This is a genomic window from Bradyrhizobium sp. ISRA464, assembly GCF_029910095.1.
In the GTDB taxonomy this organism is placed as follows: domain Bacteria; phylum Pseudomonadota; class Alphaproteobacteria; order Rhizobiales; family Xanthobacteraceae; genus Bradyrhizobium.
In genome coordinates this window covers 2,260,274-2,276,066 of sequence record NZ_CP094526.1, presented here as the reverse complement: position 1 = coordinate 2,276,066, position 15,793 = coordinate 2,260,274, and the positions used below count along the sequence as shown (strand labels likewise).

11 protein-coding genes and 1 pseudogene are annotated in these 15,793 nt (G+C 64.5%); 3 read left to right on the top strand and 9 right to left on the bottom strand.

What is annotated here, in order from left to right; all coding sequences use genetic code 11:
- Positions 1–63 precede the first annotated feature (63 nt).
- The gene (locus tag MTX19_RS10665; protein WP_280985959.1) at positions 64–3,171 is read right to left on the bottom strand and encodes a hypothetical protein; all 3,108 of its coding nucleotides are present in this window, start codon (positions 3,169–3,171) and stop codon (positions 64–66) included.
- 704 nt (positions 3,172–3,875) lie between these two features.
- Here MTX19_RS10665 and MTX19_RS10660 point away from each other — a divergent pair.
- Positions 3,876–4,511, top strand: a pseudogene (locus MTX19_RS10660) (glutathione S-transferase family protein); the annotation flags it as partial.
- 121 nt (positions 4,512–4,632) lie between these two features.
- On the opposite strand, the gene MTX19_RS10655 reads toward MTX19_RS10660, so the two are convergent.
- Positions 4,633–5,769, bottom strand: coding sequence for a LuxR C-terminal-related transcriptional regulator (locus tag MTX19_RS10655; RefSeq protein ID WP_280983555.1), 1,137 nt, complete (start codon positions 5,767–5,769; stop codon positions 4,633–4,635).
- A gap of 226 nt (positions 5,770–5,995) precedes the next feature.
- Between MTX19_RS10655 and MTX19_RS10650 the strand changes: the two genes are divergently transcribed.
- Positions 5,996–7,378 carry an FAD-binding oxidoreductase gene (locus MTX19_RS10650; RefSeq protein ID WP_280983554.1) on the top strand — a complete coding sequence of 461 codons (1,383 nt, stop codon included), beginning with the start codon at positions 5,996–5,998 and terminating at the stop codon, positions 7,376–7,378.
- A gap of 192 nt (positions 7,379–7,570) precedes the next feature.
- Positions 7,571–8,056, top strand: coding sequence for an adenosine-specific kinase (locus MTX19_RS10645; protein WP_280976408.1), 486 nt, complete (start codon positions 7,571–7,573; stop codon positions 8,054–8,056).
- Positions 8,057–8,148: 92 nt separating this feature from the next.
- Here the strand turns inward: MTX19_RS10645 and MTX19_RS10640 are convergent, their stop codons facing one another.
- The 7 genes from MTX19_RS10640 to MTX19_RS10610 form a co-directional block, all read right to left on the bottom strand.
- Positions 8,149–9,708: a 2-isopropylmalate synthase gene (locus MTX19_RS10640; protein WP_280983553.1), complete on the bottom strand. Its 1,560-nt coding sequence runs from the start codon at positions 9,706–9,708 to the stop codon at positions 8,149–8,151.
- Positions 9,709–10,342: 634 nt separating this feature from the next.
- Entirely contained in the window at positions 10,343–11,281 is a 939-nt protein-coding gene (locus MTX19_RS10635) for a polyphosphate kinase 2 family protein (RefSeq protein WP_280983552.1), read from the bottom strand.
- Positions 11,247–12,254, bottom strand: a complete 1,008-nt coding sequence (locus tag MTX19_RS10630) for a branched-chain amino acid ABC transporter permease (RefSeq protein ID WP_280983551.1) — start codon at positions 12,252–12,254, stop codon at positions 11,247–11,249. Before MTX19_RS10630 ends, MTX19_RS10635 begins: the two co-directional genes overlap by 35 nt.
- On the bottom strand, positions 12,251–13,132 hold the full coding sequence (locus tag MTX19_RS10625; RefSeq protein WP_280976404.1) for a branched-chain amino acid ABC transporter permease: 882 nt from the start codon (positions 13,130–13,132) through the stop codon (positions 12,251–12,253). Before MTX19_RS10625 ends, MTX19_RS10630 begins: the two co-directional genes overlap by 4 nt.
- 163 nt (positions 13,133–13,295) lie before the next feature.
- Positions 13,296–14,000: an ABC transporter ATP-binding protein gene (locus MTX19_RS10620; RefSeq protein WP_280983550.1), complete on the bottom strand. Its 705-nt coding sequence runs from the start codon at positions 13,998–14,000 to the stop codon at positions 13,296–13,298.
- Positions 14,001–14,005: 5 nt separating this feature from the next.
- Positions 14,006–14,779 (bottom strand): ABC transporter ATP-binding protein, encoded by a 774-nt coding sequence (locus MTX19_RS10615; protein ID WP_280976402.1) that lies wholly within the window; start codon positions 14,777–14,779, stop codon positions 14,006–14,008.
- Positions 14,780–15,055: 276 nt separating this feature from the next.
- The gene (locus tag MTX19_RS10610; RefSeq protein WP_280984759.1) at positions 15,056–15,757 is read right to left on the bottom strand and encodes an NUDIX hydrolase; all 702 of its coding nucleotides are present in this window, start codon (positions 15,755–15,757) and stop codon (positions 15,056–15,058) included.
- Positions 15,758–15,793 lie beyond the last annotated feature (36 nt).

The following is a 15,793-nucleotide window of genomic DNA, read 5'->3' as shown; positions in this document are numbered from 1 at the left end:
CGCTCAGGCCGGGCTCCTCGCCCGACCCAAGATCGCCGGCGTGTGCCGATCGCATGGCAGCCGTCATGCGTGCGTCGGCGCGGTCAGGTTGATGTTGAGCGTGCCTGTCCCGGCCTCCGTGAGGTTGCTGTTCGATCCGCTATGGAACGCGTCGTAGTCCTGCAGCGCGAGGTTGAAGGCCATATTGACGGGTTGGCCGGCGTTGAAGGTCGAGACCGACACCGCGCCCATGTCGAACGAGTCCTTGTTGCTGTAGACAGTGCCGATGTTGGTCGCCAGCAGGCGATCGAACCCGGTCGCCGTGCTGACCAGAATGAATTCTCCCGGCACCTGTTTAAGGCCTTGCAAGTCCACGCCATTACTGTCGCCTGTTGGTCCGAAGTCCGCAATCACGCTTTGGCTGACGCCGCCATTGGTGAACGTCGCCGTCCCATCTGCGGTGAAGTCCGCAAGCGTGCCGGTAATGTTGCCACTGCTGTCCTCGGTCACGATCTTGACCTCGGTGATCGCTTCATGCGTGGCGCTCGCATCGGTCGGGAACGTCCCTCCGGGGGAGAGCGACGTCGATTCCGGGACCTCGTAAGCGTCGAGGCGGATGTCGGCGGTCTTTCCGTTCGGATTGACTTGCGAGAGCGTGAAGCCGCTGTTGTTGACCTCGTAGTGATCGAGATAGCCGAGGGTGCTGAGCGACTTCAGGTCGGTGGTGGTGGTGATCGAATGGACGTTGTCGACGAAGTCGATGCGGATGGCTTCACCCGGGGCCACCGCCTGCTTGTCGGTGCCGACGCCGATATTGCTGGGGTTGACGGTGTCGACGCCGGGGCTGAGCCCGGTGAAGACCACCGACTTGCCGGGGCTGACGGGCTCTTTCGTCGTCGGGTTGAACGGCAGCGAGAACCACGCGTAGTTGCCGGCGGGCACGTCGGCGAAATCGCTGAACGTGAATCTCGAACCGTTGCCGATCGGCTGGAGCATGTCGAAGGTGTACTGACCGCTCGTGTGGTCGAGCGCGATCGTGAACACCTCATCCGCCGTAATGACGGATCCGCTCGCGCCGCCGGGAAGCCCGGCGCCGGTCGGATCGGTCGTCGCGGTCAGCGTGCCCGTGCCGAACCCGAACAGGTATATGTCGCTTCCGTTCGCTTGCAGGTTCTGGCTCGAGCCGCCGTCGAGCTGGCCCGTCAGCTTCGCGCCGTTCGTACCGGTGAAGATCAAAGCGCCGAAGCCGTCGGCACCGGCGTGCTGGTCGATGGTGAGCGACGAATTGGGATCGACCGTCCCGTCGGCCGAATCCGTGTTGACGAGCTTCCCGGTGAAGGTGGAGCCGGTGGCGTCCTGAACGTCGTCCCCGGCGACGATCGCCTCTGGGTTGAAGTTCACCGGCACGTCGTCGATGACCGTGACCGTCAGCGCGCCTGTGGCCGCGGTGGCCGTGTCGCCTGCGCCGAAGTTGCCGTCGGCGTCGGTCGCCTGGATCAGCGAGCTGAAGTCGATCGTGGTATTACTCGAGTCGTTGGCTCCCGGGGCCTGATCGACGGGCGCCGAAAGCGTGAAGGTCCAGGCTCCCGTCGCCTCGGTCAGCGCGAGCGTGAACACGGTCGTCGTCGTCAGGCCCACGGTGTAGCTGGCGGTCAGGGTGTCGACGCCGCCGCTGCTCGTAACGGCATAATTTAACGCATTCCCGCCGGACGTAAGGCCTTGGCTCGTCAGGCTGCTCGTGTCGGTCGCCAGCCTGTAAGTGAGCGGCGTGTCGACGCCCGGATTGAACAGCGTCGTCACCGAGCCGGTCGCCGTCGCGCTGCCGTCCTTGTCGGGAAGGAGATTGGTCGACAGCTGGTCTTCATCGACGGTCCCCGTCACCTTGCTCGCGCTCGCGCTCGGCACGCTGTCCTCGAAGATGATGTGCGAGCCGACTTCCGCGCTATCGGTGGTCGTATTCGTCTGTGTTTCCGTGACGTTGAGAATGTCGAAGCCTGGCGTGTTGCCCGGGGGCAGCGTGTTCTCGACAACGAACTGGTCGAACTGCGCGCCGTTCAGGGAGGTGAACTGGATCTTTTCACCCGCTGTGAGGCCATTGACGGTGCCGTCGGGGGCGCTCGTGGTGCCGCCGAAGGTGATGCCGTTGTTGCCGGTCGTCCGCGCCGACGACGCGATCAGGACCCCGCTGCTGTTGTAAACATCGATTTCGCCCAAGGCCACTGTGTTCGTGCCCGTGTTGGTGTTCGTGCTGCCGAACGTGGTGCTGGACTCGTTCTGGGCGATGATCTTCACGTTGATCAAGCTATGGGTGGGGGTCACTTGGCTGATGTCGAAGCTCGCCCCCGTGCCTTCGATATAGACGAGGCTGTTGAGTGAACCGTCGGTGAGGAAGGTCTTGTCCTTGGTGGAGCCACCCGTGAAGGTCGAGACGAAATCGAAGCGCAGGGCCTGGCCGGGGGTGACCGCCTGGCTGTCGCTGCCGTCGCCGACCGAGCTGGTGTTGACGGTGTCCGGGCTGGACGTGCTCGCGTCGAGCCCGGTCAGCAGGACAGTCGCGGTCCCGCTGCTGCTGGTGAACGGCAACCAGTAGTTCTGTCCGGGCTGCTTGGTGCCGATGTTGAACGACTGAGTGGAGGTGGACGAGCCGCTGACATAGACCAGATTGGAGAGATCGAGGGTGTTGGCGTCCTCCCCCACGGCCGGATTCGTATTGGTGAGCGCCTCGTACTGCACAACCCAGATTGTCGCGCCGCCGCTCGTCGGCTGCAGCAAGAGAGCGAAGGCGACAGCGCCCGTGCTGTTCGTCTCGCGGCCGAGCACGATATCGGGATTGCTCGGGTCGGAGAAGAGGAAGATCTCGTTGCCGTCGATGGCCTTGAAGCCGGTGTCGACGCCGTTCAGCGCGCCGCCGCTGCTGTTGGTGAACTGCAAGTTCTGGTCAGTGGTGCTGACGATCGCATTCTCGGCGATCCCGATCGCCTGGGTCGTGCCGTTGGCGGAGTTCGTCGTCGTATCGGGATAAATGCCCAGCGACTTGAGCTCGGCGCCGAGCGACGATGAGGTGGAAATACTGCTCTGGAAGCTGGAGAGAATGACGTTGTTGTCGGCATCAGTGGCGTCGCTGTCGGCGGCCAGGGTTGTCAGTCCGAGGTTCTCGTCCTCAATAACTTTACCGGTGATGGTGAGTGACATGGCAAGCTCCTCAGCAAATTGTGAAAACCTGAGATCAGGCTGATGGCTACTGCACGGCACAATCATTTGCGGCACGTCGCTCTCCGGGCGTGTCCGCACGGAGAGCCGTCAGTCCTGCACAATCAGAAGACCAAACGAACGCGGGGCCTGGCGGGGAGCTTGTTGCTACTCCTCGCCCGACCGACTGACCTTGCCCGGAGCGCCAGTGGAGACACGGAGCTCCGATAGGTGAATGATGAACTGCTGCTGCATGCTCCCTCCTATCCGCAGCAAATATCTGCCGCGAGGACGAGCAAATCGGGAAATCAAAACACTATAAGATGGTGTGACGATATTGCACGCGACCTGGCGCAGTCCAATCATCGCGCATGTAATCAACCTAGCTTGGTCAACTACAGCGCCTTGGTAAATACCAAAGACGGAGTACCACGTTTGGCGCGGAGGCAGCTGCATTGGCTCGCGCCCCGCGCACGCAGGTCGCATGCCGGCGCTTGAGGTTGCAGCAGCTGCCGTGGAACGGTCGGCCGGCTGATCGATTGATCGCCCAAGCCACTTCATCGCTCAGGCCACGTCAACCGACGTCGCAAAACAACCGGCGTAGGTTACTCAGCCCTCGTTCCGTGGTGATGAAAAAAACGCCCGTGATGTGGGGGCGCGAGCTGTTCGCGCGTCCTTGGCTATGAAGCAGCGAATGGAGACAGCGAATGGCCAACCTCATCCTGTACACCTTCGATTGGGTTCCCGAGATGCCGCGGGGTTATGTGCGTGACCTACGTGTGCGTTGGGCACTGGAAGAGGCCGCCTTGCCCTACCGGGTCAAGGGCGTGCCGTTTCGTGATCGGAATGCCGAGGATTTCGCGCACCAGCCCTTCGGCCAGGTGCCGTGGCTCACCGATGGAGACATCTCGATATTCGAGAGCGGCGCGATCCTGCTTCATCTCGGCGGGCGCAGCGAAGCGCTGATGCCCGCCGATCCGCGCGGACGCAGTGCGACCATGGAATGGGTGTTCGCAGCGCTCAATTCGGTCGAGATGGCGAGCCTGCCCTGGTCGATATTGGCGTTCTCCGGTGAGACCGGCGATACGCCGGCATGGAAGCGTCTGGACGCGTTCCTCAACGCCCGGCTGCAGCACATGGAGCCGGTTTTGGCAGGACGCGAATGGCTGGCGCAGTCCTTCTCCGTCGCCGACATCCTTATGGCGGACGTGCTGCGCCTGGTCGATCGTTTCGACGGGCTCAAGGCATATCCCGCCTGTCGTGACTATGTCGCGCGTGCTACGGCGCGCCCGTGCTTCCTGAAGGCACACGCAGACCAGATGGCGCATTTTGCTGCAGCAGACCGAGCACGCCGGCGCCAAAGAGCCGCCGGTCGCGCGCGCAAATTCGCCCCCCGGTCAGCTCAAAGCAAAAGCGCGGCGCCGAGGCGCCGCGTTTTCCCGCAACGAAGATGCAGGACGCCGGTCAGAGGGCTCCCGGGTAGCCAGCAACCAGCTTCACGAGATCGGCCTGTCGTTTCGTGGAGGTCTTTTCATAGATGCGATGCAGGTGGGTCTTGACTGTTTGCTCAGAAATGCCGAGCACCGGGGCGACCTCGGGGACGCCGCCGATCTCGACGATCGCAAACATGACCCGGACCTCCGCCGGCGTCAGCTTGAACTCGTCGGCGACAGCCTCTGGCAGCGACGGTAAGTCCAGCCCGGCCTTGCGGACGAACACCGCGGCGGCCGCCGAATATGAAATGCCGGCCTTTCGGCGCGCGCCTGAGGTCAAGGGCAGCACGTGGGCAACGTAGCGCTCGCCGGTTCGCGCGGTCAGCGGCATGGCGATCCCTTTCTTTCCGACGGCCGAATCGCCGGCCTGGGCCGCCGCGAATATCTCGAGCAGATGCCGGTTGCCCTCGGGATCAAGCGCCGCGATCCGACCTTTGGTGGCGCGCAGCACATTGGCCTCGGCCACCAGGCGATGCGCGCTGGCGTTGGCATGGATGATACGGCCGGTCTGGTCGACAATGAACATGCCCGAGGCGAGCTCGTCGAGACTGTCCGCCAACACCGCCGCCTCGACGCGATGCAGATCGATCACTTTGCCTATCAGCATGGCGCGCCGGACGTGTGGCGTGATCAGTTCGAACCGCTGGCGCATGCGGCCGTCGACCTGGCCCTGGCCGGCGTGACGCATGGCGGTGAACAGCGCGCAGCTCGTCGCCCCCTTCTCCAGGTTCGAAAACAGGCCGTCCATCAGGCTTTGCGGCGCGAGCCATTCGCGAAAGAAGCGCGTCCGAACGAACTCCTCGCAGGAAATCACGTCGGGGACGGCGACCGATTGCTCCACGTCGAAAAAGACGACGCCTGGAAAGATCGGATTGATCTTGCCGTAGCTGTCCAGATAGAGCTGGAAATAGTGCGGCGCATTGGGCTCGCGGCCCCACCAGAACAGCGCGTCGGTGGCCCTGCTGACCGCGTCCTGCGAATGCAGGCTGGCGGAGGCCGCGCCGATATAACTGCAGATGCTTTCGATCGCGCTCGGCCACAGTGCCGGATCGAGCGAGGCATCGTAGATGTCGCCTATGACCCGCGAAAGCTCGTCCGCTTCACGCATGTCGGTGGCTCCAGCCCGCCGGGCCCATCCCACCGTAGCACGCCCGGGGAGCCGGCAGCCAGCATCTCCATCGATCGGGTGACGCGGCCACTGCGCCGGCGTGCCAAGTTATCGCCGTCGGGCGAACCGGCAGAACGCCAGCAGGTGGCAGACCAAGCTCCCCATGGAAGGACGCAGGAGGCCGTAATCGGACAGCCCGACTGACCCGTGAGATCAGGAGAGCATCATGCGTGACGAAGCCAAGACCAAATTGCGCGAGAGCCTGCGTGGCACGGTGATCGAGCCTGGCGAGGCCGATTATGACGAGGCTCGCGCGCTCTATAACGGCATGATCGACAAGCGGCCATTGCTCATTGCGCGGTGCGCCGATGTTGCCGACGTCATCGCGGCGGTGAAGTTCGGCCGCGACAATGACCTGCGGATCGCGATCCGCGGCGGTGGCCATAATGGACCCGGTCTCGCCAGTGTCGATGACGGATTGGTCATCGACCTCTCGACCATGAAGGGCGTACGCGTCGACGCAATCGCCCGCACCGCGCGGGTCGGCGCGGGATGCACTCAGGGCGACGTCGATCATGCCACCCACGCGTTCGGCCTCGCCGTGCCCGCCGGCATCATCTCGACCACCGGAATCGCCGGCCTGACCTTGAGCGGCGGCCACGGCTATCTCACCCGCAAATACGGACTCACCATCGACAACCTGATCGAGGCCGACGTCGTGCTGGCCGACGGCAGCGTCGTGGTCGCCAGCAAGAACGAAAACCCCGACCTGTTCTGGGGGCTGCGTGGCGGCGGCGGCAATTTCGGCGTCGTCACCTCCTTTGTGTTCCAGCTCCACACCGTCTCCACGGTGTTTGCCGGGCCGGTCGCCTGGGACCAGAAGCACGCACGCACCATCATGCAGCGCTATCGCGACTTCCTCCCGGCGGCGCCGGAGGAACTCGGCATTTTCCTCGGACTCAAGACGGTTCTGTCCAGCCCGCCGTTCCCCGAGGAGCTCTGGGGAAAGCACATCTGCCTCCTGATGTGCTGCTACGATGGTCCCGAGGATGCGGCCAAGACGGCCCTGGCGCCGTTGCTCGACGCATTGCCGGAGCCATGGCTCAACTGGATGGGAACGATGCCGTATCCCGCGGTGCAGAGCATGTTCGACGGGCTCTACCCCAAGGGCATGCAGTGGTACTGGCGCGGCGACTTCGTCAAGACGCTGCCGGACGCCGCGATCGACATCCATCTCGAACAGGCTGCAAAAACCCCGAGCGAATTGTCGCTCATGCATCTCTACCCGATCGACGGCGCCGTCCACCGTGTCGGCATCGGCGAGACCGCCTGGAATTGCCGTGATGCGACCTGGTCAATGGTGATCGCCGGCATCGACCCGAATCCGCAAAAGGCAGGGCCGATCACCCGATGGACCAAGGCCTATTGGGAGGCGGTTCACCCATTCGACCTAGGCGGCGCCTACCCGAACTTCATGATGGACGATGAGGGTGACGCCCGCCTCAAGGCGACCTACGGATCCAATTATGCGCGACTGATCGAGGTGAAGCGCAAATATGACTCTGCCAATCTGTTCCGGGTCAACCAGAACATCAGACCGGCCGCCTGACGTGGTGGCCCGCGACGCCGCGAAGGTGATAGCTTCGTGAGATGATCGAAAGAAAACGCGGCGTCCACGACGCCGCGTTTTCGAAAGCGTCGGTCCAAGGTGATGTCGGCCTCCGACCCTGGCCGGCGCTTGCAATCATCTTCAGGCGGCCTAGCATGGATGGCATCTAGCTCATCCTGAAGGAGCGAAGCGATGGAACTCACCGTGGTGCCCATCGTCAAGCCGGATGACGTCAACTTCATCTTCGGCCAGTCGCATTTCATCAAGACCGTGGAGGATCTTCACGAGGCGCTGGTGGGCGCGGTTCCGCGCATCCGCTTCGGGGTGGCCTTCTGCGAAGCCTCCGGCAAGCGATTGGTGCGCTGGTCCGGCAACGACGAAGCCTCACTCGCCCTGGCACGCGACAACGCATTGGCCATCGGCGCCGGCCACACTTTCTTGATCTTCCTTGGTGAAGGGTTTTTTCCCGTCAACGTGCTGGCTGCGGTGCGCGCCGTGCCGGAGGTCTGCCGGATCTATTGCGCGACGGCCAACCCGACACAGGTGATTGTCGCGCAAACCGAGCTGGGGCGCGGCGTGCTCGGTGTGGTGGATGGCGCCTCGCCGCTGGACATCGAGACCGACGCCGACATTGCTTGGCGGAAAGACCTGCTGCGAAACATCGGCTACAAGCTGTAGCGGCTGGAGGAGGCGGCGAAGCGCGCGCCAGAAAGCAAAAACGCGGCGCCGATGACGCCGCGTTTCTTATTCTTCGGTCATTTCTCTGGACGTCAGCTCGCGGCCGCCGCCGGAACGTCGCGCTGGCGCTTCATCACGATCTTGTTCAGCGCACCGAGATAGGCTTTGGCCGAGGCAACCAGCGTGTCCGGATCGGCGGCGCGCGCGGTCATCGAGCGGCCCTCATGCGCCAGCCGCACCGAGACTTCGGCCTGCGCGTCGGTGCCTTCGGTCACCGCGTGCACCTGGTAAAGTTCGAGCTTGGCGTCGTGCGGCACCAGGCGCTTGATGCAGTTGAAGACGGCGTCGACCGGGCCGTTGCCCTCGGCCTCCTCGATCCTGGTCTGGCCGTCGACGTCGAGCTTCATGGTCGCGCGCTGCGGGCCATGGGTGCCGGCGATCACGGTCAGCGAGGTCAGCTTGATGCGGTCGTGCGCGGCCGCGATCTCCTCGTCCAGCAGCGCCTCGATGTCCTCGTCGTAGATGTCCTTCTTGCGGTCGGCCAGGGCCTTCATCCGCGTAAAGGCATCCTCCAGCTGGTTGGGACCGAGCTTGTAGCCCATCTCCTCCAGCTTGTGCACGAAGGCATGGCGGCCGGAATGCTTGCCGAGCACCAGCGACGACTGCTTCAGGCCGACCATCTCGGGCCGCATGATCTCGTAGGTCGAGGCGTCCTTCAGCACGCCATCCTGATGGATGCCGCTCTCATGGGCAAAGGCGTTCCGGCCGACGATCGCCTTGTTGTACTGGACGGGGAACGAGGTCGCGGCCGACACCAGCTTGGATGCGCGGGTGAGCTGCGTGGTGTCGATCTTGTTCCAGTATGGAAACTTGTCGTTCCGCACATTGATCGCCATCACGATCTCTTCCAGCGCGGCGTTGCCGGCGCGCTCGCCGATACCGTTGATGGTGCACTCGACCTGGCGCGCGCCGCCGACGATACCGGCCAGCGAGTTCGCGACCGCCATGCCGAGATCGTTATGGCAGTGAACCGAGAACACCGCCCTGTCCGAGTTCGGCACGCGCTCGATCAGCGTCTTCATGAAGTGGGTGTACTCTTCCGGCACCGTATAGCCGACGGTATCGGGGATGTTCACCGTGGTGGCGCCGGCCTTGATCACGGCTTCCACGATGCGGCAGAGGAAATCCATCTCGCTACGGGTGCCGTCTTCCGCCGACCACTCGACGTCGTCGATCTGGTTGCGGGCGCGCGCGACCATGGCAACCGAGGTCTCGATCACCTGCTCCGGGGTCTTGTTCAGCTTGACCCGCATGTGCAGCGGCGAGGTCGCTATCACGGTGTGGACGCGGCCGCGCTTGGCGAACTTCACGGCTTCGGCGCAGCGGTCGATGTCGGCCGGATGCGCGCGCGACAGGCCGGCGATGACAGCATTCTTGGAGCGGCGAGCGATCTCGCTAACCGCCTGGAAGTCGCCTTCCGAGGTGATCGGGAAACCGGCTTCGATAACGTCGACGCCCATGTCGTCCAGCAACTCGGCGACCTCGAGCTTTTCCTCGAAGGTCATGGTGGCGCCGGGGCACTGCTCGCCGTCGCGCAAGGTGGTGTCAAAAATGATGACGCGGTCCTTCTCGGACTTGTTCACGGTGGCCATGTCAGAAATTCCTTTGAGCTTGTGCGCCCGTCATGTTGCTGGGGCGATATCAGGGTCCGGTGATCTCGTACAAACCCCTGAGTGCCCAGGCGCAAACGCCCAGCCGGCCCTCAGGGGCAGGTAAGAAGGAGGCCGCCAATAAGCAGGGTGGGCAGCGCAGCCGGGATCGCGGCGGTGCGGGCGGCCAAGGCCACCTCCCCCGAAATCCCATCAATTTGGCCGCGAATCAGCATTGCCAGACCCTTAGGAGCGCCAGATCCTCGGTCAAAACCGTTGACAGTCGGTTGCCGGGCAGCGCCGTGGGCGTGGTTCTAGACGATTATGGCAAGCGGCCGCAATGGGGAAAGATGGTCAGGGTAGCTGACCTAATGTGCGGTATGGCATGGCGGTAAGCAACATGCGGTAAGGTCCCCTCCCCCGGCGGGGGTGGACCAGGGAGAGGGGTGGCCACACGGCGTGCTCTCTCGATGTCGACAACGACGCGCGATCGAGATTGCGATAGCCTCGCTTGCGACGATAATCTCGCCCGGAGCTCACCCCTCTCCCCACCCTCCCCCGCAAGGGGGGAGGGAGCCTGACTACTGTGCTCACCTCACGGAGCGACTGCGAGCACGATGCAGCGACAGTGTCGCCTCTACTTCTTCGCAACCGCCTTCGCCGCTCCGCCCTTGCCCTCCGCCTCGAGCGCCTCGCGGATGCGCTTGAACTCGCCCAGGTCCGCCTTGTCGACCTCAGGGAATTTCAGATTGAGCCGGTCGAGCGCGGCGACGATGGTCGAGCCGATCACGACGCGGGCGAACCATTTGTGGTCGGCGGGCACGACGTGCCACGGCGCGTCCCTGGTCGCGGTGTGGTGGATCATGTCCTGGTAGGCCGCCTGGTATCTCGCCCACAGCGCGCGCTCGGAGATGTCGGCCATCGAGAACTTCCAGTTCTTGGCCGGCTCCTCCAGCCGGGCGAGGAAGCGCTGGCGCTGCTCCTCCTTGGAGACGTGCAGGAAGAACTTCAGGATCACGGTGCCGTTGCGCGACAGATAGCGCTCGATCGCCGAGATATCCTCGAAGCGCTCGCGCCAGATATGCCTGGTCACCAGCCGCTTCGGCAGCTTCTGCTTCTGCAGCACCTCGGGATGCACGCGCACCACGAGGCATTCCTCGTAGTAGGAGCGGTTGAAGATACCGATGCGGCCGCGCTCCGGCAGCGCGATCATCGCGCGCCACATGAAGTCGTGATCGAGCTCCTTGGTCGAGGGCTGCTTGAAGGACGACACCTCGCAGCCCTGCGGATTGACGCCCTCGAACACGCTCTTGATCGCGCTATCCTTGCCGGCGGCGTCCATGCCCTGGAAGATCAGGAGCAGCGACCAGCGGTCCTGCGCGTAGAGCCTCTCCTGGAAGTCGCTGAGTCGCTTGCGGTTGGCTTCGATGATCTTGCCGCCCGCGTCCTTGTCGATGCCGCCCTTCTCGGCGGTCGGATACGATTTCAAATGGAATTGGCCCGTGCCGTCGAACCGGAACGGCGCGACGAAGGGTTTCAGTTCATCGGCGAGCGATGGGGACGGCTGCCTGCTCATGATCTCTCGGCGGCTTGCGTGGCGATTTGATCCAGTCGATGACGCTACCAAGAATGCCCTTGGGCAGGAAGATGATGAAGAGCACCAGCAGCACGCCGTAGACGAGATTGTCCCAGCCGACCGCCTCGGTCCCGAAGCTGACGCGCAGCACCTCCGCGAGCAGGATGGTGATGATGGCGCCGACGGTCGGCCCGAGCGCGACATAGACGCCGCCGACGATCACCGCGAACACCATCTGCAGCGAGACGGCGATGCCGCTGACCGTGTCAGGCGAGATAAACATCTGGTACTGGCAATACAGCGCGCCCGAGAGCGCGGTCATCAGCGCGCTGATCAGCGTGATCTTGAGCTTCTCGGCCGTGACGTTGACGCCGGCCGCGGCGGCCGCGTCCTCGTCCTCCGAGATCGCCTCCATGGCATGGCGGCTCATGCTGCGGTCGATCCAGTGCCAGATCACAATGCCGGCCAGCCACACCGCGAGTGCGATCAGATACCAGGTCGTCTTGTCGTCGAACTGCAGCGCCGCAATGCTGCTGCCGCCGGCGCGCCGTGGCGTGAAGCCGAGCGAGCCGCCGGTATAGTCGCGGGTCGCGGTGATGACCTGCAGCACGATGCCGGCCAGCGCCAGTGTCACCAGCACGAAGTAGTGGCCGGTGATGCGGAAGCGGAAGCAGGGATAGGCGACAACAAGCGCGAGCGCGCCCGCCGCCAGCATGCTGAGCGGAATGCCGATCCACGGCGACAGCCCGAAGTCATTCCAGAGCAGCGCGGTGACATAGGCGCCTGTTCCCATGAAGCCACCGTGGCCGAGCGACACCAGGCCGAAGCGGCCCATGATCGACCACGACGTGTAGGCGAACGACCAGATCAGGATCAGCACCAGGAGGTGCAGGTGGTAGGGATCGCTGTGCACGAAGGGTACTGCCACCAGCACGGCAAGCGCGACGATCCACCCTGCGACCCGCTTGTTCACGAGCGCCTCGCGAGCAGGCCCGCGGGCCGGATGAACATCATCACGATGAAGAAGGCGAAGGCCAGCACATAGCCCCATTCGAGATCGGAGAACAGGCCGCCGAGCGAGATGATCTCGGCGAACAGGAACGAGGCGATGAAGCCGCCGATGAAATTGCCGAGCCCTCCGAGCACGCAGATCAGGAAGGTGATCGGCCCGAACGACAGGCCGACGAAGGGATGCACGTCGTATTGCAGCACGAGCAGGCAGGCCGCGAGGCCGGCCAGCCCGCCGCCGATCGCCGAGGTGACCAGGTAGATGCGTTTCGCGTCGACGCCCATCAGCGGCATGATCTGGCGGTCCTGCGCGATGGCGCGGATCGCGGTGCCGGTGAAGGTGCGGGTCAGGAACAGGTAGACGCCGACCATGCCGAGCAGCGCCGCGGCAAACGAGAGGAGCCGCGCGTAGCTGAAATTCATATCGCCGAGCGACAGCACCGGCAGGCGGATACCGAGATTCTTGAAATCGATGCCGAAGGCGACGGTGGCAAAGCTCTGCAGGACGAACAGCACGCCGCCGGTCGCCAATAGCTGGTTGATCGGCGGCGCGGTCAGCAACGGCGCGATGACGAAGAAATGCAGCGCCGCGCCGAGCAGCGCGACCAGCATGATGACCAGTGGCGCCGCGGCCCAGTATGACAGGCCGAAATACTGCACCAGGTAGTACATCCCATACATGCCGATCATCACCAGCTCGGCGTAGCAGATCCAGGTCACGTCGATCACGCCGAAGATCAGGTTCAGGCCGAGCGCGAGCAGCGCCAGCACGCCGCCGAGCAGGATGCCGTTGATGACGGCCTCGAGAAAGTAGATGTCGAAGATGTCGAGGAAGGATTGCATGGTGTTTCCTCTCCTTACCTCTCCCGCTTGCGGGGGAGGTCGGCGCGCGCGAGCGCGCCGGGTGGGGGCTCTCTCCTCAATGCGATTCGCGGAGATACCCCCACCCCGCCCTTCCCCCGCAAGCGGGAGAGGGAGAACACTGATCGAGTGGACAGTGTCATCCTCACACCCCCAGATACGCCTGCTTGATGGTGTCGCTCGCGGCAAGGTCCGCCGACGTGCCGGCGGCGCGGATGGTGCCGGCCTCGAGCAGGTAGGCGCGGTCGACCACGCGCAGCACCTGCTGCACGTTCTGCTCGACGATCAGCACCGTGAGCCCGCTGGCGCGGATCCGCTTCACCAGCTCGAACACCTGCTGCACCACGACCGGCGCGAGCCCCGCGGAGGGCTCGTCGAGCAGCAGCAGCTTTGGGTTCGACATCAGCGCGCGGCCGATCGCGCACATCTGCTGCTCGCCGCCCGACATGGTGCCGGCCATCTGGTGGCGACGCTCCTTCATGCGCGGGAACAGCTCGAACACGAAGTCGAGCCGCTCGGCGTAATGGGCCCGCGCGCCGGGCATATAGGCGCCCATCTTCAGATTGTCGGCGACGGTGAGCCGCGGAAACAGCCGCCGGTTCTCCGGCACATGGGCAATGCCGAGGCTGACGATGCGATGCGGAGGCGTCGCCACGACGTCGGTGCCCTGCATTGCGATGGTGCCCCTGGCCGGGCGGATCAGGCCGGAGATCACGCGCATCAGCGTCGTCTTGCCGGCGCCGTTCGGGCCGATCACCCCGACGGCCTCGCCCGCCTTGACGTCGAGGCTGACGTCGAACAGCGCCTGGAAGCTGCCATAGCCCGCATCGATCGATCTGAGCTCGAGCATGCCGGTCACGCCTCGATCCGGCGGCGCGCCTGCGCGGCAGCGGCCGCCGCTAGGCTCGCATCGGCATCGGTGCCGAGATAGACCTCGATCACCCTGGCGTTCCCAGCGACATCGGCCGGCAGGCCTTCCGCGATCTTCTCGCCGTGATCGAGCACCATCACGCGATCGACGACGCGCATCAAGACACCCATGATGTGCTCGACCCAGATGATGGTGATGCCGAGCTCGTCGCGGATCCGGCGCAGCATGTCGGCGGCCTGGTCCATCTCCGCCTCGTCGAGGCCGCCGAGGCTTTCGTCGGCGAGCAGCAGCTTCGGCCCGGTGGCGAGCGCCTTGGCGAGCTCGAGCTTCTTCAACCCCGCGGCGCCAAGGCCCTCGACGCTGGCGTGACGGTCGGCCGGCAAGCCGACCATCGCGAGCGCGCGCTCGGCCGCCTCCTCCGCTTTGGCGCGGCTATAGCGGCCCTGGCCGTAGAAGCCGGCGAGTGTCACGTTCTCGAAAATGCTGAGCCGGTGAAACGGCCGCGGGATCTGGAAGGTGCGGCCGACGCCGCGATTGATGATCCGGTGCGGGGGAAGCCCTGCGATCTCGCGGCCGTCGAACAGGATGGAGCCCGCGGTCGGCGGCAGCGTGCCTGACAGCATGTTGAAGATCGTGCTCTTGCCCGAGCCGTTCGGACCGATCAGGCCAAGGATCTCGCCCTGCTCGACGCGGAACGACACGTTGTTGACGGCGCGGAAACCGCCAAACCGCTTGACGAGACCTTCGACGGCGAGCACGGCGGCCCCTTTCGAAACGCGGTCTATGTCTGGCTAGAGGTCATGCCGGCCGGCCGCAGCACGGTCGCGCGCCGCATCCGCGTCGCGGCACCGGCGCACAACGCCGTCAGCCTGCGTGGCGCCTTGGTGACCCGCATGAATCCCTCCCCGGAGATTGTGCACTGCTTCTTTGTTTCTTGGTGCCGCCTATCACAGGGGGACCAGCCGATGATGTCAAGCGCCATGGCCGCGTCGTACGGCGCAGTTCCTTCAGCACTTGGTTGCAGGCGCGCGGCACTAGACCGGAAGCTGCGCTTCGATGAACGCGGTCACGAAGCGCGGCATCGCGGTGCTGAAATCGTCACGGCTGCGCACCAGATGGATCGCGGCGAGCTCCGGATCGTCCTGCCGCGCCAGATTGGCCTCCAGCCGCGCACGCAGGGCCTCGCCCGGCATGTCGGCGCGCAGGATACGGATCATCGCAAGCGCAGGCCCGGTGTAGACGCAGTACCAGTCCGCGTCCGCGCGGCAGTCTGCGACGGAGAGACCGGTCTCCTCCTCGAGCTCCCGCATCACGCTGCCGGCGATATCGACCGTCTCGCCCCTGATGTCATCGAGGTCGGGCGTGCCGGACGGAAAATAGATCCGCCCGGGATTGGAGGTGTGCTGGCCCATCTCGCCGAGCACGAAGGCGCCGTCGCTCGCGAGCAGCGCGCCCATGCCGAAGCCGTTGAAGATCTCCCGGTCGGGAAAGCCCCAGTCGCGCCAGGCGAGGAAGCTGGCAAAATCGGTCTCGAAATAATTGGCGCTCAGGCGCCCGCCGGCAAACACGGGATCGCGGCCGAGCAGCACGCGGCCGTTCCACAGGCTCGGCTTCGCACGCTGCTGGGCGGTGAAATGCGCGTCGATCTCGGCGCGCCGTTCGTCGGCAAACGGCCAGGGCCGATTCCGCAACGTCAGATCAAGCGCGGTGACGCGATGAATGACCGGAGACTGCATGTCGTTCATCGCACCTTGATTCCCTTGGCAGCATGG

What these genes read in the sequence shown, in the direction of transcription:
- MTX19_RS10665 (WP_280985959.1), bottom strand. Translation starts at nt 3,171, where the DNA reads ATGTCACTCACCATCACCGGTAAAGTTATTGAGGACGAGAACCTCGGA.
- MTX19_RS10655 (WP_280983555.1), bottom strand. Translation starts at nt 5,769, where the DNA reads ATGCGTGAAGCGGACGAGCTTTCGCGGGTCATAGGCGACATCTACGAT.
- MTX19_RS10650 (WP_280983554.1), top strand. Translation starts at nt 5,996, where the DNA reads ATGCGTGACGAAGCCAAGACCAAATTGCGCGAGAGCCTGCGTGGCACG.
- MTX19_RS10645 (WP_280976408.1), top strand. Translation starts at nt 7,571, where the DNA reads ATGGAACTCACCGTGGTGCCCATCGTCAAGCCGGATGACGTCAACTTC.
- MTX19_RS10640 (WP_280983553.1), bottom strand. Translation starts at nt 9,708, where the DNA reads ATGGCCACCGTGAACAAGTCCGAGAAGGACCGCGTCATCATTTTTGAC.
- MTX19_RS10635 (WP_280983552.1), bottom strand. Translation starts at nt 11,281, where the DNA reads ATGAGCAGGCAGCCGTCCCCATCGCTCGCCGATGAACTGAAACCCTTC.
- MTX19_RS10625 (WP_280976404.1), bottom strand. Translation starts at nt 13,132, where the DNA reads ATGCAATCCTTCCTCGACATCTTCGACATCTACTTTCTCGAGGCCGTC.
- MTX19_RS10620 (WP_280983550.1), bottom strand. Translation starts at nt 14,000, where the DNA reads ATGCTCGAGCTCAGATCGATCGATGCGGGCTATGGCAGCTTCCAGGCG.
- MTX19_RS10610 (WP_280984759.1), bottom strand. Translation starts at nt 15,757, where the DNA reads ATGCAGTCTCCGGTCATTCATCGCGTCACCGCGCTTGATCTGACGTTG.